General features: G+C 63.5%; 18 protein-coding genes and 1 pseudogene. 5 read left to right on the top strand and 14 right to left on the bottom strand.

Annotation, left to right across the window (positions count from 1 at the left end; translation table 11 throughout):
* Positions 1-27: 27 nt before the first annotated feature.
* The 4 genes from ACTJKT_RS15795 to ACTJKT_RS15810 form a co-directional block, all read right to left on the bottom strand.
* Entirely contained in the window at positions 28-1926 is a 1899-nt protein-coding gene (locus tag ACTJKT_RS15795) for an FTR1 family protein (protein WP_440787719.1), read from the bottom strand.
* A gap of 252 nt (positions 1927-2178) precedes the next feature.
* The gene (locus ACTJKT_RS15800) at positions 2179-2811 is read right to left on the bottom strand and encodes a LysE family transporter (RefSeq protein WP_007926706.1); all 633 of its coding nucleotides are present in this window, start codon (positions 2809-2811) and stop codon (positions 2179-2181) included.
* A gap of 163 nt (positions 2812-2974) precedes the next feature.
* A complete protein-coding gene (locus ACTJKT_RS15805; protein ID WP_440787720.1) occupies positions 2975-3556 on the bottom strand; it encodes a mechanosensitive ion channel domain-containing protein in 582 nt (193 codons plus the stop codon).
* On the bottom strand, positions 3556-5466 hold the full coding sequence (locus tag ACTJKT_RS15810) for an ATP-binding cassette domain-containing protein (protein WP_063433363.1): 1911 nt from the start codon (positions 5464-5466) through the stop codon (positions 3556-3558). Before ACTJKT_RS15810 ends, ACTJKT_RS15805 begins: the two co-directional genes overlap by 1 nt.
* Before the next feature lie 50 nt (positions 5467-5516).
* Here ACTJKT_RS15810 and ACTJKT_RS15815 point away from each other — a divergent pair, with 50 nt between their 5' ends.
* Entirely contained in the window at positions 5517-5981 is a 465-nt protein-coding gene (locus ACTJKT_RS15815; protein ID WP_440787721.1) for a TIGR02444 family protein, read from the top strand.
* Here the strand turns inward: ACTJKT_RS15815 and ACTJKT_RS15820 are convergent.
* Complete coding sequence (locus ACTJKT_RS15820; protein ID WP_440787722.1) at positions 5978-7174, bottom strand: AlgP family protein; 1197 nt, start codon at positions 7172-7174, stop codon at positions 5978-5980. The genes ACTJKT_RS15815 and ACTJKT_RS15820 overlap by 4 nt on opposite strands.
* A 193-nt stretch (positions 7175-7367) precedes the next feature.
* Between ACTJKT_RS15820 and ACTJKT_RS15825 the strand changes: the two genes are divergently transcribed.
* Positions 7368-8033, top strand: a complete 666-nt coding sequence (locus tag ACTJKT_RS15825; protein ID WP_440787723.1) for an FKBP-type peptidyl-prolyl cis-trans isomerase — start codon at positions 7368-7370, stop codon at positions 8031-8033.
* 63 nt (positions 8034-8096) lie between these two features.
* On the opposite strand, the gene ACTJKT_RS15830 is transcribed toward ACTJKT_RS15825, so the two are convergent.
* The 8 genes and pseudogenes from ACTJKT_RS15830 to ACTJKT_RS15865 all read right to left on the bottom strand — a co-directional run.
* Complete coding sequence (locus tag ACTJKT_RS15830) at positions 8097-8555, bottom strand: Rsd/AlgQ family anti-sigma factor (protein ID WP_009051433.1); 459 nt, start codon at positions 8553-8555, stop codon at positions 8097-8099.
* A gap of 208 nt (positions 8556-8763) precedes the next feature.
* Positions 8764-9285, bottom strand: a complete 522-nt coding sequence (locus ACTJKT_RS15835; RefSeq protein WP_440787724.1) for a disulfide bond formation protein B — start codon at positions 9283-9285, stop codon at positions 8764-8766.
* Between the two features lie 163 nt (positions 9286-9448).
* On the bottom strand, positions 9449-10687 hold the full coding sequence (locus tag ACTJKT_RS15840; RefSeq protein ID WP_440787725.1) for a heme biosynthesis protein HemY: 1239 nt from the start codon (positions 10685-10687) through the stop codon (positions 9449-9451).
* Positions 10684-11823: a uroporphyrinogen-III C-methyltransferase gene (locus ACTJKT_RS15845; RefSeq protein ID WP_440787726.1), complete on the bottom strand. Its 1140-nt coding sequence runs from the start codon at positions 11821-11823 to the stop codon at positions 10684-10686. The genes ACTJKT_RS15840 and ACTJKT_RS15845 overlap by 4 nt, the downstream gene beginning before the upstream one ends.
* Positions 11824-11840: 17 nt before the next feature.
* Complete coding sequence (locus ACTJKT_RS15850) at positions 11841-12608, bottom strand: uroporphyrinogen-III synthase (RefSeq protein WP_440787727.1); 768 nt, start codon at positions 12606-12608, stop codon at positions 11841-11843.
* Positions 12605-13546, bottom strand: coding sequence for a hydroxymethylbilane synthase (gene hemC / locus ACTJKT_RS15855; protein ID WP_440787728.1), 942 nt, complete (start codon positions 13544-13546; stop codon positions 12605-12607). Before hemC ends, ACTJKT_RS15850 begins: the two co-directional genes overlap by 4 nt.
* A gap of 140 nt (positions 13547-13686) precedes the next feature.
* The gene (locus ACTJKT_RS15860; protein WP_016703190.1) at positions 13687-14433 is read right to left on the bottom strand and encodes a LytR/AlgR family response regulator transcription factor; all 747 of its coding nucleotides are present in this window, start codon (positions 14431-14433) and stop codon (positions 13687-13689) included.
* A pseudogene (locus ACTJKT_RS15865) lies at positions 14430-14585 on the bottom strand (sensor histidine kinase); the annotation flags it as partial. The gene ACTJKT_RS15860 and the pseudogene ACTJKT_RS15865, both read right to left, overlap by 4 nt.
* Positions 14586-15025: 440 nt before the next feature.
* On the opposite strand from ACTJKT_RS15865, the gene argH reads away from it, so the two are divergent.
* Positions 15026-16420 carry an argininosuccinate lyase gene (gene argH / locus ACTJKT_RS15870; RefSeq protein WP_440787729.1) on the top strand — a complete coding sequence of 465 codons (1395 nt, stop codon included), beginning with the start codon at positions 15026-15028 and terminating at the stop codon, positions 16418-16420.
* Positions 16421-16489: 69 nt separating this feature from the next.
* Here the strand turns inward: argH and ACTJKT_RS15875 are convergent, their stop codons facing one another.
* Positions 16490-17146: a glutathione S-transferase family protein gene (locus ACTJKT_RS15875; protein ID WP_440787730.1), complete on the bottom strand. Its 657-nt coding sequence runs from the start codon at positions 17144-17146 to the stop codon at positions 16490-16492.
* A gap of 125 nt (positions 17147-17271) precedes the next feature.
* On the opposite strand from ACTJKT_RS15875, the gene ACTJKT_RS15880 reads away from it, so the two are divergent.
* Both ACTJKT_RS15880 and ACTJKT_RS15885 read left to right on the top strand, forming a co-directional pair.
* Positions 17272-17568: a hypothetical protein gene (locus ACTJKT_RS15880; protein ID WP_025807054.1), complete on the top strand. Its 297-nt coding sequence runs from the start codon at positions 17272-17274 to the stop codon at positions 17566-17568.
* A gap of 186 nt (positions 17569-17754) precedes the next feature.
* The gene (locus ACTJKT_RS15885; protein ID WP_097306515.1) at positions 17755-18000 is read left to right on the top strand and encodes a TIGR02647 family protein; all 246 of its coding nucleotides are present in this window, start codon (positions 17755-17757) and stop codon (positions 17998-18000) included.
* Positions 18001-18016 lie beyond the last annotated feature (16 nt).

Consider the following 18016-nt stretch of genomic DNA (forward strand, 5'->3'; position numbering starts at 1 on the left):
CCCGCGATAATGCGCGAAGTGGATGCCTCAGGAAACCTGGGTCCGCCGTTTCTCGGTGATGCGGCTGCGACTGTAGAGCACGATGATCGCCACGATCGCCACCGCCTGCGCCGTCAGCGAGTAGGCATCGGCGTGAATCCCCAGCCAGTCGAAGTCGAAGAACGCCACTGGCCGCGTACCGAAGACTCCGGCCTCCTGCAACGCCTTGACGCCATGCCCGGCAAACACCACCGACAAGGCGCACAGCAATGCCGCGTTGATGCCGAAGAACAGGGCCAGCGGCAGCTTGGCCGAACCGCGCAGGATCACCCAGGCCAGGCCGAACAACAGCACCAGCGCCGTGGCGCCGCCAGCCAGCACTGCGTTGTGGCCAGCCGGGCCAGCCTGCAGCCACAGGGTTTCGTAGAACAGGATCACTTCGAACAGCTCGCGATAGACCGAGAAGAACGCCAGCACCGCAAAGCCGAAACGGCCACCGCCGCCCACCAGGCTGCTCTTGATGTAGTCCTGCCAGGCCGCCGCGTGCCGGCGGTCGTGCATCCACACGCCGAGCCAGAGCACCATGACACTGGCGAACAAGGCCGTGGCGCCTTCCAGCAACTCGCGCTGGGAGCCGCTGACGTCAATCACATACGCCGCCAGCGCCCAGGTCGCCAGACCGGCCAGCAAGGCCAGGGCCCAGCCGACGTTGACGCTGCGCACCGCCGATTGCTGGCCGGTATTGCGCAGGAAGGCCAGGATCGCCGCCAGCACCAGGATCGCTTCCAGGCCCTCGCGCAGCAGGATCAGCAGGCCGGAGATGTAGCTCAGGGACCAGCTCAGGCCGTCGCTGCCCAGCAGGCCCGCCGACTCTGTCAGCTTGGCCTTGGCGGCATCCAGGCGCTGCTCGGCCTGTTCTACCGGCAAGCCGTCCTGCAGCGCCTGACGGTAGGCCATCAGGGCTTTCTCGGTGTCCTTGCGCACATTGGCGTCGACGTTGTCGAGGGAGCTTTCCACCAGCTCGAAGCCTTCCAGGTACGCCGCCACCGACAGGTCATAGGCCTGTTCGCGGTCACCGGCGCGGTAGGCGGCCAGGCTCTTGTCCAGGGTCGAGGCGGTGTAGTCGAGCAGTTGCGCCGGGCCGCGCTTGACCTGTGGCGGCTGGGCGCGCTGGGCACGGAAGGTGGCCGCGGCCTGCGGGCCTTCGGCGGCCTGCACTTCGCTTGGGGTCTGGCGGGCCAGATCGGCGAGGTTGTAGCTCTTGTCGCCCTTCGCCGCGGCCGGGTCGGCAGTGAAACCGGCGATATAGGTCGCCAGGTCCCAACGCTGGCGGTCGTCCAGCTGATCGGCGAACGACGGCATGTCGGTGCCTTCGACGCCCAGGCCGAGGGTGTTGTAGATCGCGTAAAGGCTCAGGTGATCCGTGCGCGCCGTATCCCGCAGGTTGGCCGGTGGCGGCGTCAGGCCGACCCCGGCCGGGCCATCGCCGGCACCGGTGTCGCCGTGACACACCGAGCAGTGCTGGGCATACAAAGGCGCGCCACGGCTCGGGTCCGGGGTGATGATCGGGGCCTGGCTGACCTCATAGGCCACCGCCAGCTTGGCGCCCAGCTGCCGCGCCTGACGGGCGACAAGAGCGCCGTCCGCCTTGGCTTTGACCGCCTCATTCAGGCTGCTAATGCCCTGCTCCAGCTCGGCCTTCTCCGGCTTGGCCGGCAAATCGGCGACCAGTCCCTGCAACACGCCGAGAAACTCGACCTGCTCACGGTACTCGGAGTCATCAATGACCTTGCCCGCCTCGACCGTCGGTGGATAGTCCGCGCCAATGTAGTCGAGCAGGTGCAGCGCCTTGGGCGCGCCTTCTACGGTGTCCGCCAGCAGGTTGGCGCTGCACAGGGCCAATAGCGGCAGCACGAGCCACGCCAGGAAACGGGAGGGGGCAGTCATGAACGAATCTCAAATGGAAATACGAAGTAACACATTGTTCACTTCCAATGAGTTTCACTCAAGCTCTGTCATGCAGACACCCAGGCGCAACAGCACCCGATGACGGGCCAAGGCCTTGAATCACCTGGGGTCCGGAGCTTCCTGAACAAAGATGAAATAAATCCGGGAGCGGCTCAGGCTCACGAAGACTCGGTTGGGACGCACGTACAAAAAAGGCGCCCTCAAGGGCGCCTTTTTTGTGTGGCCCGTCTCTCAGACCGGCGCTTTGCGAATGGTCGCCAGCAATCCGGCGGCGCCGAGGAACAGACCGGCGAAGGTGCGGTTCATCCGGCGTTGCTGGGTGGGCGTGCGCAGCAGGCGCAGGACCTTGGAAGCCAGGCCGGTGTAGCCGGCCATGACGATCAGGTCGACGGCGATCATGGTCGCGCCGAGGATCAGGTACTGCTTCACCAGCGGTGCATGGGGGTCGATGAACTGCGGCAGGACCGCCAGCATGAACACCAGCGCCTTGGGGTTGCTGATGTTGACCAGGAATCCGCGGAACACCAGGGCCAGGGGTTTGCCGATCGGCCGGATCGCGGCGTCGTCACTCAAGTCGCTGGGCAGCGCGCGCCACTGTTTGACCGCGAGGTAGACCAGGTAGGCCACACCGAACCATTTGATCGCGTAAAAGGCAGTCGAGGATGCCGCGAGAATCGCCCCCACGCCGGCCGCGACAATCGCAATCTGCATGGCCAGGCCCAGTTGCAGGCCCAGGGCGTTCCAATAACCGCGCCAGAAACCGTATTGCAGACCGCAGGACATCGACGCAATCGCGCCGGCCCCCGGGGAAAGACTGATCACCCAGCAGGCGGCAAAAAACGCCAGCCATGTCTCAAGAACCATCGCACACCTCGGCTCGAATTCGTCGTAGACGCCTAAGCTAATGCGCCAGCGGGCGGATGACCATAGATTTTTGTCGGACAAGCCGATCCACTGTAGCCGCTGCCGAANTCCTTCGGAGCCGATCGCAGCCTTCGGCAGCGGCTACAGAGACGGCACAGGAGGGCTACTTCTCGCCGGAGCCCAGCGACAGCGCATCGCTGCCGCGCCAGCGGCGCACCGAGCGCTGGAAGAACAGGCTGTTGGGCACTTGCACCATGACGCCGCCGGTGCCGGCTTCCTCGGCCTCGATCAGCGAGGTGTACAGCAAGTTGATTGCCACCACCCGGCCCTTGATGCCCGGCTTGTCGAGGGTGTCCACCAACTCGACCACATCGCCGATGCGGAACGGGCCCACGGTAAAGATCAGGATGGCGCAGAGCAGGTTGGACAGCACGCTCCACATGGCGAAGAAGGCCACCGCCGCCACCGCGACAAAACCGGACAAGGCGGTCCAGAGCACCGTCGCCGACACCCCGAGCCGCTCCAGGACGAAGATCAGCGCGCTGCCCATGATCAGCCAGCGCAAGCCGCCGCGCAGCGGCATCAGCAGCTGCGGCGGGAACGGATAACGTTCACCCAGACGGGTCAGGCAGCGCGCGACAAAACGCTGGGCGATGTAGCCGGCCAGGAGGATCAGCAGGATTTGCACTGTGACCCACAGCGGCTCGATCCACATGGTTGGCAAAGGCAGCTTGAACGCTTCCATCAGGACAAGGCTTCCAGTTCCGCCTGCATGCTTTCCAGCAGTTCCAGGGCTTCCATCCAGGCCTCTTCCAGCTCGCCTTCGCGTACCTTCAGCTTGGCCTGCTCGGCCAGCAGGTCACGCAACTCATCCTTGCGGGCCGCTTCGTAGACACCACTGTCGCCAAGGCTGGCTTCGATTTTCGCCAGCCGCTCGTGGACCTTGCCCAGCTCGGTTTCCAGCTTGTCGGCTTCGCGCTTGTGCGGCGCCAGTTGCTGGCGCAGGGCCGCGGCGGCCTGGCGCTGGGCCTTCTTGTCGGTCTTGTCCGGGTTGACCGTGGTCGTGCTGACCGGCGCGTTGCGCTGGCGGTAATCCACCAGCCAGCGTGCGTAGTCGTCCAGGTCGCCGTCGAACTCCTCGACCTTGCCGTCGGCCACCAGGAAGAAGTTGTCGGTGGTGCTTTTCAGCAGGTGACGGTCGTGGGAAACCACCAGTACCGCGCCGCTGAACTCTTGCAGGGCCATGGTCAGGGCCAGGCGCATCTCCAGGTCCAGGTGGTTGGTCGGTTCGTCGAGCAACAGCAGGTTCGGACGGTCCCAGGCGATCAGCGCCAGGGCCAGGCGCGCCTTTTCGCCACCGGAGAAGTTCAGCACCGGCTCATCGATACGCGCGCCGCGGAAGTCGAAGCCGCCGAGGAAATCACGCAGGGTCTGCTCGCGCTCGGTCGGCGCCAGGCGCTGCAAATGCAGCAACGGGCTGGCCTTGGCGTCGAGCGAGTCCAGCTGGTGCTGGGCGAAGTAGCCGACCACGGTGTTCTCGCCACGGGTCAGGCGGCCGCCCAGCGGCGACAGCTCGCCGGAGAGGTTCTTGATCAGGGTCGACTTGCCGGCGCCGTTGGGGCCGAGCAGACCGATACGCGCACCCGGGGTCAGTTGCAGCTTGACCTTCTCCAGCACGGTCTTTTCGCCGTAGCCCAGGCGGGCATCGGACAGGTCGAGCAGCGGGCTGGAGATCTTTTCCGACTCGCGGAAAACGAAGTCGAACGGCGAGTCGACATGGGCGGCGGACAGCTCTTCCATCCGCTCCAGGGCCTTGATCCGGCTCTGGGCCTGGCGGGCCTTGGTAGCCTGGGCCTTGAAGCGCGCAATGTACTTTTCCATGTGCGCGCGTTGCGCCTGCTGCTTCTCGTAGGCTTGTTGCTGCTGCGCCAGGCGTTCGGCACGGGCCCGTTCGAAAGCGCTGTAGCCACCGCGATAGAGGGTGATCTTGCGCTGATCGACGTGAGCCACATGGTCGACCACGGCATCGAGGAAATCGCGGTCGTGGGAAATCAGCAGCAAGGTGCCGGGGTAGCCCTTGAGCCAGTCTTCCAGCCAGAGGATCGCATCGAGGTCCAAGTGGTTGGTCGGTTCGTCGAGCAACAGCAGGTCCGACGGGCACATCAGTGCCTGCGCCAGGTTCAGGCGCATCCGCCAGCCACCGGAGAAGTCGCCGACCTGACGGTCCATCTGCTCGTTGCTGAAGCCCAGGCCAGCCAGCAACTTGCGCGCCCGGGCGTCGGCGGTATAACCGTCGGCGCTGTCCAGCTCGGCATGCAGGCGTGCCAGGGCCGCACCGTCATGGGCCGCTTCGGCGGCGGCCAGCTCACGCTGCACCTGACGCAGGCGCAGGTCGCCATCGAGCACATAGTCGACCGCCAGCCGCTCGAGGGTATCGACCTCCTGGCGCATATGGGCGATGCGCCAGTCGGCGGGCAGGAAGCAGTCACCCGAATCCGGGTGCAACTCGCCACGCAGCAAGGCGAACAGGCTGGATTTGCCAGCACCGTTGGCACCGATCAGGCCGGCTTTCTGGCCGGCGTGCAGGGTCAGCTCGGCGTCTTCTAGCAGACGTTGCGGACCACGCTGTAAAGTCAGGTTCTGAAGTCGAATCATAATGGCGGCGGAGTCTACCAGCTTCGTTCGCAACTGGCGCGAGTAGCAATATGTCCTCTGACCTGTGGAGCTTCACCCTCAAGACCTACGCCCGCCCGGGCGTCGAAGAAGCCTGCCTGAACCTCCAGGCGGCCGGGGCCAATGTCTGTCTTTTACTCTGCGCGGCCTGGCTCGGCGCGCGCGGGGTGGCCTGTACCGCCCAGCGCCTGCAACAGCTGCAAACCCTGGGTCAGCCCTGGCACGACGAAGTCGTCAGGCCGCTACGACAGCTGCGCACGCAATGGCGCCCGGCCGCGAGCGCGGATCCGGAACTGGCGGTCTTGCGCGAACAGGTCAAGGCGTTGGAACTGGAAGCCGAACGGCAACTGCTGCTGCGCCTGGAAGCGCTGGCGGGGGAATGGTCGGAGGGTGAAACGCAGGATCTGACGGACTGGCTGGAAGGACTGGCGGCCGAAGCCGCCAACCTCAACCGCGACGCGCTGCAGACGCTGCGCGTCGCGGTGACCGGCGCTTAGGAAGCGCTGGTTGGCGTGGTGCTGGCAGGAGCGGTCGGAGCCGGAGCTGGCGCAGCAGTCGCCGCTGGAGCTGGCGAAGATACCGGTGCCGCAGGCTTGGCTGCCGGAGCTGCCGGGGTGGCTGGTTTGGCGGCCGCTGGAGCGGTGGCCGGTTTGGCAGCTGCAGGCTTGGCTGCGACTGGTTTCTTCGCAGCGGGTTTTGCAGCCGGCTTGGCAGCAGGTTTTGCCGCAGGCTTGGCGGCTGGTTTTGCTGCAGCCGGTTTAGCGGCTGCTGGCTTGGCGGCAGTGGAAGCCGCCGGCTTGGCTGCTGCAGGTTTGGCAGCGGGCTTGGCCGCTGGTTTGGCTGCAGGTTTAGCTGCGGCCTTCACCGGAGCTTTTGCCGCAGCCGGTTTGGCGGCCGGCTTCGCAGCAGGTTTTGCCGCTACCGGTTTAGCCGCTGGCTTGGCAGCTGCAGGCTTGGCCGCCGCGGTTTTAGCCGCTGGCTTGGCGGCGGGTTTGGCCGCAGGTTTTGCTGCTGGCTTGGCAGCGGGTTTCGCTGCAGCAGGTTTGGCAGCCGCTGCTTTCGCAACAGGCTTGGCAGCAGGTTTCGCAGGTGCTTTTGCAGCAGCAGGTTTAGCCGCTGGCTTGGCAGCTGCAGGTTTGGCTGCGGCGGTTTTAGCCACTGGCTTGGCAGCGGGTTTGGCGGCCGGTTTGCTGGCTGCTTTTGCCGGTGCCTTGGCAGCAGCTTTGGCAGGAGCTTTTGCCGCCGGCTTGGCTGCGGCTTTCTGTGCTGGAGCGGCTGCCGGTTTGGCGGAGCGAGTGCTCAGCACCTTGGCGGCGGCTTCTTTCACACGACCTACGCCCTGGGCCAGTTTCAGGCTTTCCTGAGCGTCGCGCTTGAGTTGCAGAATGTAGGCGCGGGTTTCGGATTGACGTGTCTTGAGTGCATCGAGCAGGTCTTCAAGTTCTTTCACTGCGTCCTTGGCTTTGGCTTGTGCCTTGGCCTTGCCGGCCGCCGCGGCGTCCTGCAATTTGGTGCGCGATTTGTGCAGTTTTTCCTGTGCCTTACCGCGTTGCTTTTCCAGTTTGGCGAGCAATTTCTCAGCATCAGCCAAGGCTTGGGAACAAGCGTTTTCCAAGTGCTCGAGCAGGCTGCCCGAAAGCTGTTGGAGCAAATGCAACGGAGTATTTACAGGCTTCTTATTGGCCGACATGGTTTACCTCCTGGCTGACGTGAGTTGCGGCTCATACTAGACCTCTGCTGCTACCGCCGCTAGGGCATGTTGACAGTATCGAATGCCATGCGTTGCAGAGGATTGAAAATCTTCTTCGCGCACAAGAAAGTTACTCACCAGCCGCCACATCCACACTGGCATAATCCACCTCGTCTCAGGCCGGAGAACGCCCATGTCGCGTTACCTTTTTTTATCCTTGTGTGTGTTGTTGCCACTGGCTCAGGCCGCCGAAGATTCGCAGAAAAACGATGCCCACGATCTCGCCTACAGCCTGGGCGCCAGCCTCGGCGAACGCCTGCGCCAGGAGGTGCCGGACCTGCAGATCCAGGCATTGGTGGAAGGCTTGAAACAGGCCTACCAAGGCAAGCCTCTGGCACTCAAGGACGAGCGTATCGAACAGATCCTCGCCCAGCATGAAGCACAGGTCGGCGAGCAAACGGACAAGCCGCGAGTCGAAGTAGCGCTGGAAAACGAACAGCGTTTTCTCTTAGCCGAAAAAGCCAAGCCGGGCGTACGCGAACTGGAGAACGGCATCCTGCTGACCGAGCTGGCACCCGGCAACGGAGTACGGCCGGGAGCCAATGGTTCGGTACAGGTTCGCTACACCGGGCGCCTGCCTGACGGCACGGTGTTCGATCAGAACCAGCAGCCGCAGTGGTTTCGCCTGGACAGTGTGATTGCCGGATGGCGCAGCGCCTTGCAGCAGATGCCGACAGGGGCGAAGTGGCGCCTGGTGATTCCTTCGGCCCAGGCTTACGGCGCCGACGGCGCGGGCGACCTGATTGCGCCTTACACGCCCCTGGTGTTTGAAATCGAGCTGCTGGGGGCTACCGGTTAGGGTATGGCAGAAACGAAAAACGGTGCGCAATGCGCACCGTTTCGGTAAGGCTTTCGCTGCAAGTCAGGCCTGAACGGCGGCCTCTTCCTTGTGAGCGTTGTGCAGCACTTCGATCAGGCAATCTTCCAGTTCGAAGCGCTCATGCAGCAGACCACCCAGCTCCTTGAATTTCTCCGCCACGCATTTTCCTTCGTCGCACAGGTCGTTGAATGCCAGCAGCTTTTCAGTGATGACATCGATCCGAGGATAAATGGTTTCGGCCAGTTCGAGCCCGCGCTTGTCGTTGAAGGCCTTGGCCTCGCCGGTCAGCTGTTCGTAGATTTCAAAGTGGCCGGCGGAAACGTAATCGACCAGAATTGCGCAGAACTCCTGCAACGGCTGTCGGTTTTCAGCCAGCGTCTCAGGCTCTGCGCCGAGAGCATCATAGGCCCGAACCAGTTCGTGACGCTCCTGCAACCAGCGATCGATCAGCAGATGCACTCCACCCCAGCGTTCCTGAGCATTCTGACAACTTTCGAGCATGGCGATCTCTCTTCCCTTATGGGTCATGCCGCTCTGAATCCGTCACTGGACTGAACATCAGCATCCGGCCAGGCAGAACAGCATCGAGCAACGTAATTGCGGTGACACGTGCGGGCCAGATTATGCCCGCTCGACAGCCGCTTCAAGGTACGCAGGAGATAAAGTTCATACAAGTGTTTAATCTTTAGCCCCGTCGCAAAACGACGATTCAGGTCGCAGCCGCCCTGCGTCGGCCCCGTGGTAGAAGCCGCGCCAGGCGATAAGCGCTCAAAATCATCACCGCGATGAAAAACAGCAGGCTCCACTCCGCGGCACTCATGTCCAGCAGCGTCCAGGTGACCTCCGCACACTGCGCAGTCCCGGTGAAAACCAGTTGCAAGGCCCGTCCCCAGGACAGGTTGCCAAGCATGAACGGCATGTCCGGCAAGCACGCCAGCAACTGATCCGAAGGAATGTTCTGCAACAGCACATGGCGCCCTGCCGTGACGACACCCGCCAGGCTGCAGAACAGTTCCAGCAGCCAATACAGGGCACTCGCCGGGTATTGTGGCCCCTGCAGAGCCGCGACCAGGCTGATCGAAGTCAACAGCAGCGCGAAGAAACGTTGCAGCACCCACAGCAGGCAAGGCTCGAGCCCAATCCCGTACTCCAGGTGAAACGAAGCCCACAGGGCCAAGGCACCGGTAACGAACACAAGGGAGAACAGCAAGCGTGAGCCGGCCAGCGACATGGAGTATCCACAACGGAAGAAACAGGCTGCCACGGTAGAGAAAGCGCTCGGCCCTTTCAAGGCGCGCCATGACAAGATCGAGCGCGGCAAACGGGCACAGTGGCCAGATCGGGGAGGTTCGCGGGACGGGCCGCCCCTCCAGGAACGGCCCGGCCCTGCGGGCTTATGCCCTGATGGGCACCGGCAACGGCGATGCCAGCAAGCGCTCGTCCAACAGCCCCAGGCCTTCCTGGAACAGCTGGTTACTGCGCTCGGTATCGCCCAGTTGCGCCAGCAAGCGGGCCAGCTCGGCGCAGGCCTCGGGGTTGCGCTGGATGCGCAGGCTGCTTTCCAGATAATCCCGTGCCTTGCCCCAGAGGCTGGTTTGCAGGCACAGGCGACCCAGGGTCAGCAGCAGGCTCGGGTCATTCGGATGGTCTTTGAGCCACTGCTCGGCGAACTGCAGTTGCCGCGCCGGATCACTGCCCCGCAGCAGGCCGTAAAGCCGCGCTAGATGGCTGTCGTACTTGCGCTTGAGAGCGACGCGCAGCACTTCTTCGGCCTCGGCCTCGGCGCCCAACTGCCGCAGTTGTTCGGCGTAGGCCAGCACCAGTTGCGGTTCCTGACGTTGAGCCGCAGTCAGTTGCTGCCAGGCGCGATTGAGCGATTGCAGGCCAGCCGCACCGTCTTCTTCGCGATGCGCCGCGAGGGTCAGGTTCTCGCCCCAGGCCCGACGCTCCAGCTCGGCCAGTTCGTTGGCGGGCAGGACCTTGTCCTTGCGCAGTTCGGGCAGCAGGCGGATCACCGCCGACCAGTCGCCCCGCTGCTGTTGCAGACGCTGCAACTGCCGCAGCACCTGGACACTGTGGGGGTGACGCTCGTGCATGGCTTGCAGGGTACTCAGGGCGCCTTCGGTATCGCCGCGATCGGTCTGCAGTTGGGCATGACTCAAGGCCACCGCCAGCTCGGCCTGGGGCTGCCGCTCGAGGGCACGCTCCAGCAGGCTGTCGCACTGCTCGTAATTCCCCAACTCATTCGCCGCCCGCGCCGCGCCGAGGTAGTACAGAAGAGGCTGACGCTCGGCTTCCGCGGCACGATGCAAATGTTTCTGTGCGCTGGCCCAGCGGCCTTCGGCAAGATCCATCTGGCCTTGCTCGATGGCGATCTGTACGCGCCGGCTGCGGTTACGCCGCGACCAGGGATTGACCACGCCGCTGGAGGCCATCACCAGTTCGATCAGCGCCTTGATCCCCCAGATCACCAGCCAGATCACCGCGACCAGCGCCAGGGTCGCCCACAGGCTCGACTCATAACGGAAGCTGTCGTAGGCAATCAGGATGTACCCGGAATGCTCGGCGATCGCCAACCCCAGCAATCCCGAGGCGGCGATCACCAGGAACAGAATCACATACAGGCGCTTCATGGGCTGGTCTCCTGCGGGGCATTCGCAGCAGGCTTGGCCAGTGGTTTCACCGACTCTTCAGCACTCAGGTTGCGCCGCTCCAGGTAGGCCTGAACGGCGCTCAGGGTCTTGGTCAGGTCCGGCGTCTGCACGGTGACCGGCTGTTTGCTCAGTTCGGACACGCGCTCCAGCATGAGCTTGCTCTGCGGGTTGTCCTGATTGAAGTTGCCCTTCAATACATCGCGGGCTTCCACCAGCGCCTGGGTGTACACCGGCGCCTGACCGTTCAACGCCGCCCATTGGGCCTGTTCCAGGGCCAGGCTCAAGGCCAGGCGTACCTGCGTCAGGCTTTGCCCGGCGAGCAGCGGCCGCACGTTCTTGTCCGCGTTGAAGTCGATACGAATGTAACGCGAGATCTGGTCCCACCATTGCGCCCAGCGGCTGGCGCCATCGCCGTCGGCGGTCAGGCCCAGCAGCGAATCGCCACGGTCGCGGTACTCGGGGGCCAGCTCGGTGAGTTCGGCTACCTGATCGCGCAGGGCGCCCAGTTGCAGGAACAGTCCGGTGCGATCCGGCTGCTCGGTGCTGCGCAGGGCCGCGAGGCTCTTGGCCAGTTGTTCGCGCGCGGCGAAAGAACCGGGATCGTTCTGCTCGCGCAGGATCTCATCGGCACCCTGCACCAGGGCCTGGGCGCTGCTGATGTCCTGCAAGGCCGAAAGACGCAGGCTGGCCAGACGCAACAGATGTTCCGCCTCGGCCAGACGCCAGTCCTTGCGGCTGGCACCCAGCACGCTTTCCAGCTTCTGATTGAGTCGCTGCTGGTCGCCCTGCAGCTGCGCCACCAGACGGCGGCGTTCTTCCAGTTCATCGGCCGCCGGCAACTGCTCCAGGCGTGCGGTCAGGCGCTGCTCGCTGAGCTTCAGGCTCTGCGCCTCGTCACCCAGGGCCTGCAACTGCCCCAGCTGCTGTTGATTGTTGGCCTGCAGGCTGCGCACCTGCCAGACACCCCAGCCGCCGGCAGCGACACCGGCCGCCCCCAGCAGCAGGGCGAGGATCGCCAACCCGTTGCCGCGGCGCTGCACAGCTGGGGTTGCGGGTTCAGCCGGCGCATCGATTACCGGCTGGACATCATCTTTAGGCAAGGCTGTTTCGCTCACGTATCCATCCTTTGCGTTTAGAGAACGGGCACGGGTTGCTCCCGTAACGCCGTTAGCAAGGCCGCGGCGCTCGCGCCACGACAATCCACAACTTTCTCGGCCCCGGCGACACGCGCCATCTCGGCGACCCGGGGGCTCGGTACAAACAACGGCAGCCGCGCCACCTGTGACCAGGCCTCGCCGGCCAACTGCTGCAAGTGCTCGAAACCCTGCCCACTGCTGACCACCAGCCCATTCAAGCGTTCCGCCTGGATGCGTTGCATCAGGACTCCGTCGGCATAACGCGGCAGGTCGCGGCGGTACAGCTCCAGATAGTCGACACTAGCACCTTGGTCGCGCAAACGCTCAGCCAGCAGTTCGCGGCCACCCTCCCCGCGCATGATCAGCACCCGTGGGCCGGATCGTGCAATAGCCTCGCGCAACTGGGGAAGTTCAAGCAAGGCTTCACTGTCGTCGCCTTGCTCGGGGAAAAAAACATCCAGGCCGTGATCGGCCAGAATCTGCGCCGTGCCGGCGCCCACACTGAACCAGCGCTGGCTCGGTGGCTGCGGCCAGAACTGCTCGAGCAGTTGCACGGCCATTCGCGCGGCTGGCTTGCTGACTACGATCACCGCGCAGTACAGATGCAGGTCAAGCACTCTGGCGCGCTGGGTATCGTCAAAAGGCAGGGCTTCGATTTCCAGCAACGGCAGGCTGCTGCTGAACACCCCCGCTTCGCCCAGAACCTCAGCCAGCAGCGCCGACTCGTCCGTGGGCCGGGTCAGCAGCACACGCCAGTCGCTCACTCTTCGCCAGCCTCGCCATAGACCGCGCGCAGGATATCGTCGGCGCCCTGGGCCAGTAGATCCTCTGCGACCTGCACACCAAGCGCCGCCGCCGCGCTACGTGGAGCACGGGCCTCGGCGCTGAGCAACACGCCGCCGCTCGGTTCGCCGACCAGGCCGCGCAGCCACAGCTGATCGCCTTCGAGCACCGCATAGCAGGCGATCGGTACCTGGCAGCCGCCATTCAGATGCTTGTTGAGGGCGCGCTCGGCGGTGACCCGATCCGCCGTATCGGCATGATGCAGGGGCGCCAGCAACTTATGGATCTCGCTGTCGGCCGTGCGGCATTCGATGCCCACCGCACCCTGGCCGCCCGCCGGAAGGCTGTCTTCGACGCTGATCGAAGAGCTGATGCGATCTTCGAAACCAAGACGGATCAGGCCGGCAGCGGCCAGGATAATGGCGTCGTACTCACCGGCGTCGAGCTTGGCCAGGCGAGTATTGACGTTGCCGCGCAGGAAGCGGATCTGCAGGTCTGGGCGACGAGCCAGCAGTTGCGCCTGGCGACGCAGGCTGGAGGTGCCCACCACGCTGCCCGCGGGCAGGTCGGCAAGACTGGAATAGGTATTGGAGACAAAGGCGTCGCGCGGGTCTTCGCGCTCGCAGATGCAGAACAGACCCAGACCTTCAGGGAAGTCCATGGGCACGTCTTTCATCGAATGCACGGCGATATCCGCTTCGTTTTCCAGCAGCGCGGTTTCCAGCTCCTTGACGAACAGCCCCTTGCCGCCGATTTTCGACAATGGCGAGTCGAGCAGCTTGTCACCGCGACTGACCATGGGCACCAGCGTCACGATCAACCCCGGGTGAGCGGCTTCCAGACGAGCTTTGACGTATTCGGCTTGCCACAAGGCCAAGGCACTTTTGCGGGTAGCGATGCGGATTTCGCGAGAGGACATGGATCAATCCGTACTGAAGAAAATACGGCAGATGATAACAGCTCAGCCAAATCAGCTTTGACTTGTATCAGCAACTACAGCCCCTCCCTGGCTGCAGGAACGTGGCGGGCGGGGTGCATGACCCACCCGGCCGCCCGGATCTAGAGCTGCTGCATCATCTTCCGCACGCCGGCCACATGCCGTCGGCTGACGATCAGCGCATCACCATTGAGGCCCTTGAGGAACAGCTGGAAATGCCCCAGCGGCGTACGCTGCAGGCGTTCGATGCGTTCACGGGCCACCAGGGCGTTGCGATGAATGCGAACGAAACGCTCGCCAAACTCGTCTTCCAGCGCCTTCAGGGGTTCATCCAGCAGGACTTCGCCGCTCTCATGGCGCAAGGTCACGTACTTGTGGTCGGCAATGAAATAGACGACCTGATCCAGCGGGATCAGCTCGATACCTTTGCGGGTCCGTGCACTGATATGGCTACGGGGGCCGCTGCCGCTTTCGGCGGCGGGCCGGGTCAAGGCCGCCAGCTGGACCCTGTTGGGGCGGTCGGCCTTTTTCAGCGCCTCGAGCAGATGCTCGGAACGCACCGGTTTGAGCAAGTGACCTACCTCGCTGACATCAAAGGCCTCGAGGGCGAATTCATCAGGGGCGGCACAGAACACCACGGCTGGCGGCGCCTCGCGCTCGCACAAACGGGCGGCAACCTGCAGGCCATCGAGACCCGGCATGCGGATGTCGAGAAGCACGATATCCGGTTTCAGGCTGTCGATCAGGGCCAATGCCTCTTCGCCATTGGTGGCGCTGGGCTCCAGGACACTGTATCCCTCAAGCTCACTGACCATGCGGCTCAGTCGCTCGCGGGCTAGGGGTTCGTCATCAACGATCAGGACATTCATATTGCGCTGGATTCCTGCGTGAGTCTCGCACAAGGATAGCGTAGACAGGTGAAGTGACGTCCGTCACGGCGATCCACGCTAAGACTAGTGCGAGGGCCAAAAAGTGCCCCACGACGGGCACCATTATTTACCCGGGCCTGCTCGATACCGTTCAAGGCCCACCACTGCACGACATGGTCATGGGGACTGCTGATACAGGACACAAACACCCCCTCTCTTATAGCCGGCTTCCACCCCGACCGCCTCCCTCGCGAATCGCGAGGTGGTGCCGGGACCGGAGCGCATGCGACAACGGTTGCGTGATCAGCGACCAGACTCGATGAAGCATCCGAGATTGCGCTGTTCCTTCAGTCCAACTGTAGACGGTTGCCAAGACGATATTGCTCTATCGATAAATATCGTTACATCACTCCTCGCACCCCGCCTTCGCTCGCCTAGTCTCTGCGCGCCCGAGGTCGGCGACAAGCGCCCGCGGCACCCATGGCAGAAATAAAAACCTGCCGACCGGTGCCAGCTACAGGATTGGCAACCCTGTTATTATCCGCGGCAACTTTTCACCTCATTTCCCTTCCAGCCGATCACGAGCGAATTCATGAGCACTGACAAGACCAATCAGTCCTGGGGCGGCCGCTTCAGTGAGCCCGTCGACGCCTTCGTCGCCCGCTTCACCGCCTCCGTCACTTTCGACCAGCGCCTCTATCGTCACGACATCATGGGCTCGATCGCCCACGCCACCATGCTGGCCAAGGTCGGCGTACTGACCGATGCCGAACGCGACAGCATCATCGACGGCCTGAAGACCATCCAGGGCGAAATCGAGGCTGGGACCTTCGACTGGCGCATCGACCTGGAAGACGTGCACATGAACATCGAAGCACGCCTGACCGACCGCATCGGCGTCACCGGCAAAAAGCTGCACACCGGCCGCAGCCGCAACGACCAGGTGGCCACCGATATCCGTCTGTGGCTGCGCGACGAAATCGATCTGATCCTGGCGGAAATCACCCGCCTGCAAAAAGGCCTGCTGGAACAAGCCGAGCGCGAAGCCGACACCATCATGCCGGGCTTCACTCACCTGCAGACCGCACAGCCTGTGACCTTCGGTCATCACATGCTGGCCTGGTTCGAGATGCTCAGCCGCGACTACGAGCGCCTGGTCGATTGCCGCAAGCGCACCAACCGCATGCCTCTGGGCAGCGCCGCGCTGGCTGGCACCACCTACCCGATCGACCGCGAGCTGACCTGCCAGCTGCTGGGCTTCGACGCCGTCGGTGGCAACTCGTTGGACAATGTGTCTGATCGCGATTTCGCCATTGAGTTCTGCGCCGCCGCCAGCCTGGCCATGATGCACCTGTCGCGCTTCTCCGAAGAGCTGGTGCTGTGGACCAGCGCGCAGTTCCAGTTCATCGATCTGCCCGACCGTTTCTGCACCGGCAGCTCGATCATGCCGCAAAAGAAAAACCCGGACGTTCCGGAGCTGGTTCGTGGCAAGAGCGGCCGCGTGTTCGGCGCCCTGATGGGCCTGCTGACCCTGATGAAGGGCCAGCCCCTGGCCTACAACAAGGACAACCAGGAAGACAAGGAACCGCTGTTCGACGCCGCCGACACCCTGCGCGACTCGCTGCGGGCCTTCGCCGACATGATCCCGGCGATCAAGCCCAAGCACGCGATGATGCGCGAAGCGGCGCTGCGTGGTTTCTCCACCGCCACCGACCTGGCGGACTACCTGGTGCGCCGCGGCCTGCCATTCCGCGATTGCCACGAGATCGTTGGCCACGCCGTGAAGTACGGCGTGGAAACCGGCAAGGACCTGGCGGAAATGAGCCTGGAAGAACTGCGCAAGTTCAGCGACCAGATCGATCAGGACGTGTTTGCCGTGCTGACCCTGGAAGGTTCGGTCAACGCCCGTGACCACATCGGTGGCACGGCCCCGGCTCAAGTCAGGGCGGCGGTGGTTCGCGGCCAGGCGTTGCTGGGCAACCGCTAAAGGCTATCGCGGGCAAGCCTCGCTCCTACAAGAGCGTGGCTTGCCTGTGATCAGCGCACTGCAACCTTCCTACTTCTTGCTGGCGATCATCGCCAGGAACTGCGGCATCGCCGCGTCCTTGTCCGCCGCGACCCGCTGCACATTGGGCATCTGCTCCAGCCGCGCCATCAAGGCCTTGGCTGCCGGCATCTCGGCCAGAAAATCCACAGCGAACAGCTTCTGCCCTACCGCACAGGCCAGGCTGACGCTGTACAGGAAATACAGATCCGCCACGCTCAGGCTGCTGCCCGCCACATAAGGGGCGAACTTGCCGTGCCTGGCCAGCGAGGCGAACCCCAGCACCAGCTCGTTGCGGGATTTCTCCTTGATGGCCTCGGGGACTGCCGTGCCAAAAAACGCCTCGCCGTAACAGGCCCGCGCCGGCAGCTCGATGTAAAGCTCGATCTCCTTGGCCAGCGCCAGCGCCTGGGCACGCTCGAACGGGTCGCTGGGCAGCAGCGCCAGACCCGGCTGGCTTTCGAGGTATTCGAGGATCACGCTGGTTTCATTGATGAATCCCTTCTCCACCCCCAGCACCGGCACCTTGCCGCGCGGGCTGATGGCCAACGCCTCAGGGCTTTGCCCGGCGTAGAACGGCACTTCTTCGAAAGGCAGAGCTTTTTCCAGTAACGCCAGTTTCACCATGTTGTAGTAATTGCTGACGGCGAATCCATAAAGCTTGAGCATCACGTAGCCTCCAGGCCGGGTACGGGGTTGGCAGCCACTCTTATAGATCCTCGACAGCCGACTGGCCAGCAGCATCAGGCTCCTGAATACGGGTAGACTGGCGACCTTTCCTTGAGGAGCCTGCCATGAGCGAGCCAATCCCCGACGCCAACCAAGACGATAACGACGAAGAAGCGTTCGCCGAAAACACCCTGATCGAAGCGATCGAAAACCAGATCGAAAGCGACAACCCGCCCGCGGCCAAGGCCACCTTCAACAAGCTGACCCTGGTTGGCTATGAGCGTGACGAAATCCTCAACCTCATGGCTCACGTCCTGGCGGTGGAAATCGACGCGATCCTCGAAGAAGACCGCGCGTTCGACACCCAATGGTACGAAGCCGCGCTGCGCGCCCTGCCCGAGCTGCCGCCCGAGAAGAAATAAGCCCGCCACGCCTCGCGCCCGCACCTGGCCGGCGCGATTGCGACCCGTGACTACACTGGTACGCGCCCTGCGGCCAAATACCGCCGCCCAGGGGCGTAAAAGTCCGCAGCGGACACTGGACAGGCTGCACAACTGCGGTCACCTTAAGGACGCTGTCGTCTAATTCCTAGAAAGTCTGGAGTCCTTATGTCGTATACCCCTGAGTTGGTTGCCGAACTGGAAATCCTTGTACTCTTCAACCTGGACAATTCCCAGGAAGGCCTGAAAATCCATCAGACCGCTGCCCCCCAAGCTATCGCCGCCGCACGACGCCTGTTCGAAAAAGAGCTCATTACCCAGCCCGATGGTGGTTACCTGACCAGCCTGGGCCGCGATGCCGCCGAGCATGCCCAAGGCCTGCTGACCATTCTGACGGTCAAAGAAGCCGCCTGAACGCTCTCCCCTACGG

Source organism: Pseudomonas sp. 22526 (genome assembly GCF_052044735.1).
Taxonomy (GTDB): Bacteria; Pseudomonadota; Gammaproteobacteria; order Pseudomonadales; family Pseudomonadaceae; genus Aquipseudomonas; species Aquipseudomonas piscium.

Excerpts from the sequence above, each read along its gene's own strand:
- ACTJKT_RS15835 (WP_440787724.1), bottom strand. The coding sequence starts at position 9,285 with ATGTCGCTGGCCGGCTCACGCTTGCTGTTCTCCCTTGTGTTCGTTACC.
- argH (WP_440787729.1), top strand. The coding sequence starts at position 15,026 with ATGAGCACTGACAAGACCAATCAGTCCTGGGGCGGCCGCTTCAGTGAG.
- ACTJKT_RS15880 (WP_025807054.1), top strand. The coding sequence starts at position 17,272 with ATGAGCGAGCCAATCCCCGACGCCAACCAAGACGATAACGACGAAGAA.
- ACTJKT_RS15795 (WP_440787719.1), bottom strand. The coding sequence starts at position 1,926 with ATGACTGCCCCCTCCCGTTTCCTGGCGTGGCTCGTGCTGCCGCTATTG.
- ACTJKT_RS15840 (WP_440787725.1), bottom strand. The coding sequence starts at position 10,687 with ATGAAGCGCCTGTATGTGATTCTGTTCCTGGTGATCGCCGCCTCGGGA.
- hemC (WP_440787728.1), bottom strand. The coding sequence starts at position 13,546 with ATGTCCTCTCGCGAAATCCGCATCGCTACCCGCAAAAGTGCCTTGGCC.
- ACTJKT_RS15860 (WP_016703190.1), bottom strand. The coding sequence starts at position 14,433 with ATGAATGTCCTGATCGTTGATGACGAACCCCTAGCCCGCGAGCGACTG.
- ACTJKT_RS15885 (WP_097306515.1), top strand. The coding sequence starts at position 17,755 with ATGTCGTATACCCCTGAGTTGGTTGCCGAACTGGAAATCCTTGTACTC.
- ACTJKT_RS15800 (WP_007926706.1), bottom strand. The coding sequence starts at position 2,811 with ATGGTTCTTGAGACATGGCTGGCGTTTTTTGCCGCCTGCTGGGTGATC.
- ACTJKT_RS15830 (WP_009051433.1), bottom strand. The coding sequence starts at position 8,555 with ATGCTCGAAAGTTGTCAGAATGCTCAGGAACGCTGGGGTGGAGTGCAT.
- ACTJKT_RS15815 (WP_440787721.1), top strand. The coding sequence starts at position 5,517 with ATGTCCTCTGACCTGTGGAGCTTCACCCTCAAGACCTACGCCCGCCCG.
- ACTJKT_RS15875 (WP_440787730.1), bottom strand. The coding sequence starts at position 17,146 with ATGCTCAAGCTTTATGGATTCGCCGTCAGCAATTACTACAACATGGTG.
- ACTJKT_RS15805 (WP_440787720.1), bottom strand. The coding sequence starts at position 3,556 with ATGGAAGCGTTCAAGCTGCCTTTGCCAACCATGTGGATCGAGCCGCTG.
- ACTJKT_RS15820 (WP_440787722.1), bottom strand. The coding sequence starts at position 7,174 with ATGTCGGCCAATAAGAAGCCTGTAAATACTCCGTTGCATTTGCTCCAA.
- ACTJKT_RS15810 (WP_063433363.1), bottom strand. The coding sequence starts at position 5,466 with ATGATTCGACTTCAGAACCTGACTTTACAGCGTGGTCCGCAACGTCTG.
- ACTJKT_RS15825 (WP_440787723.1), top strand. The coding sequence starts at position 7,368 with ATGTCGCGTTACCTTTTTTTATCCTTGTGTGTGTTGTTGCCACTGGCT.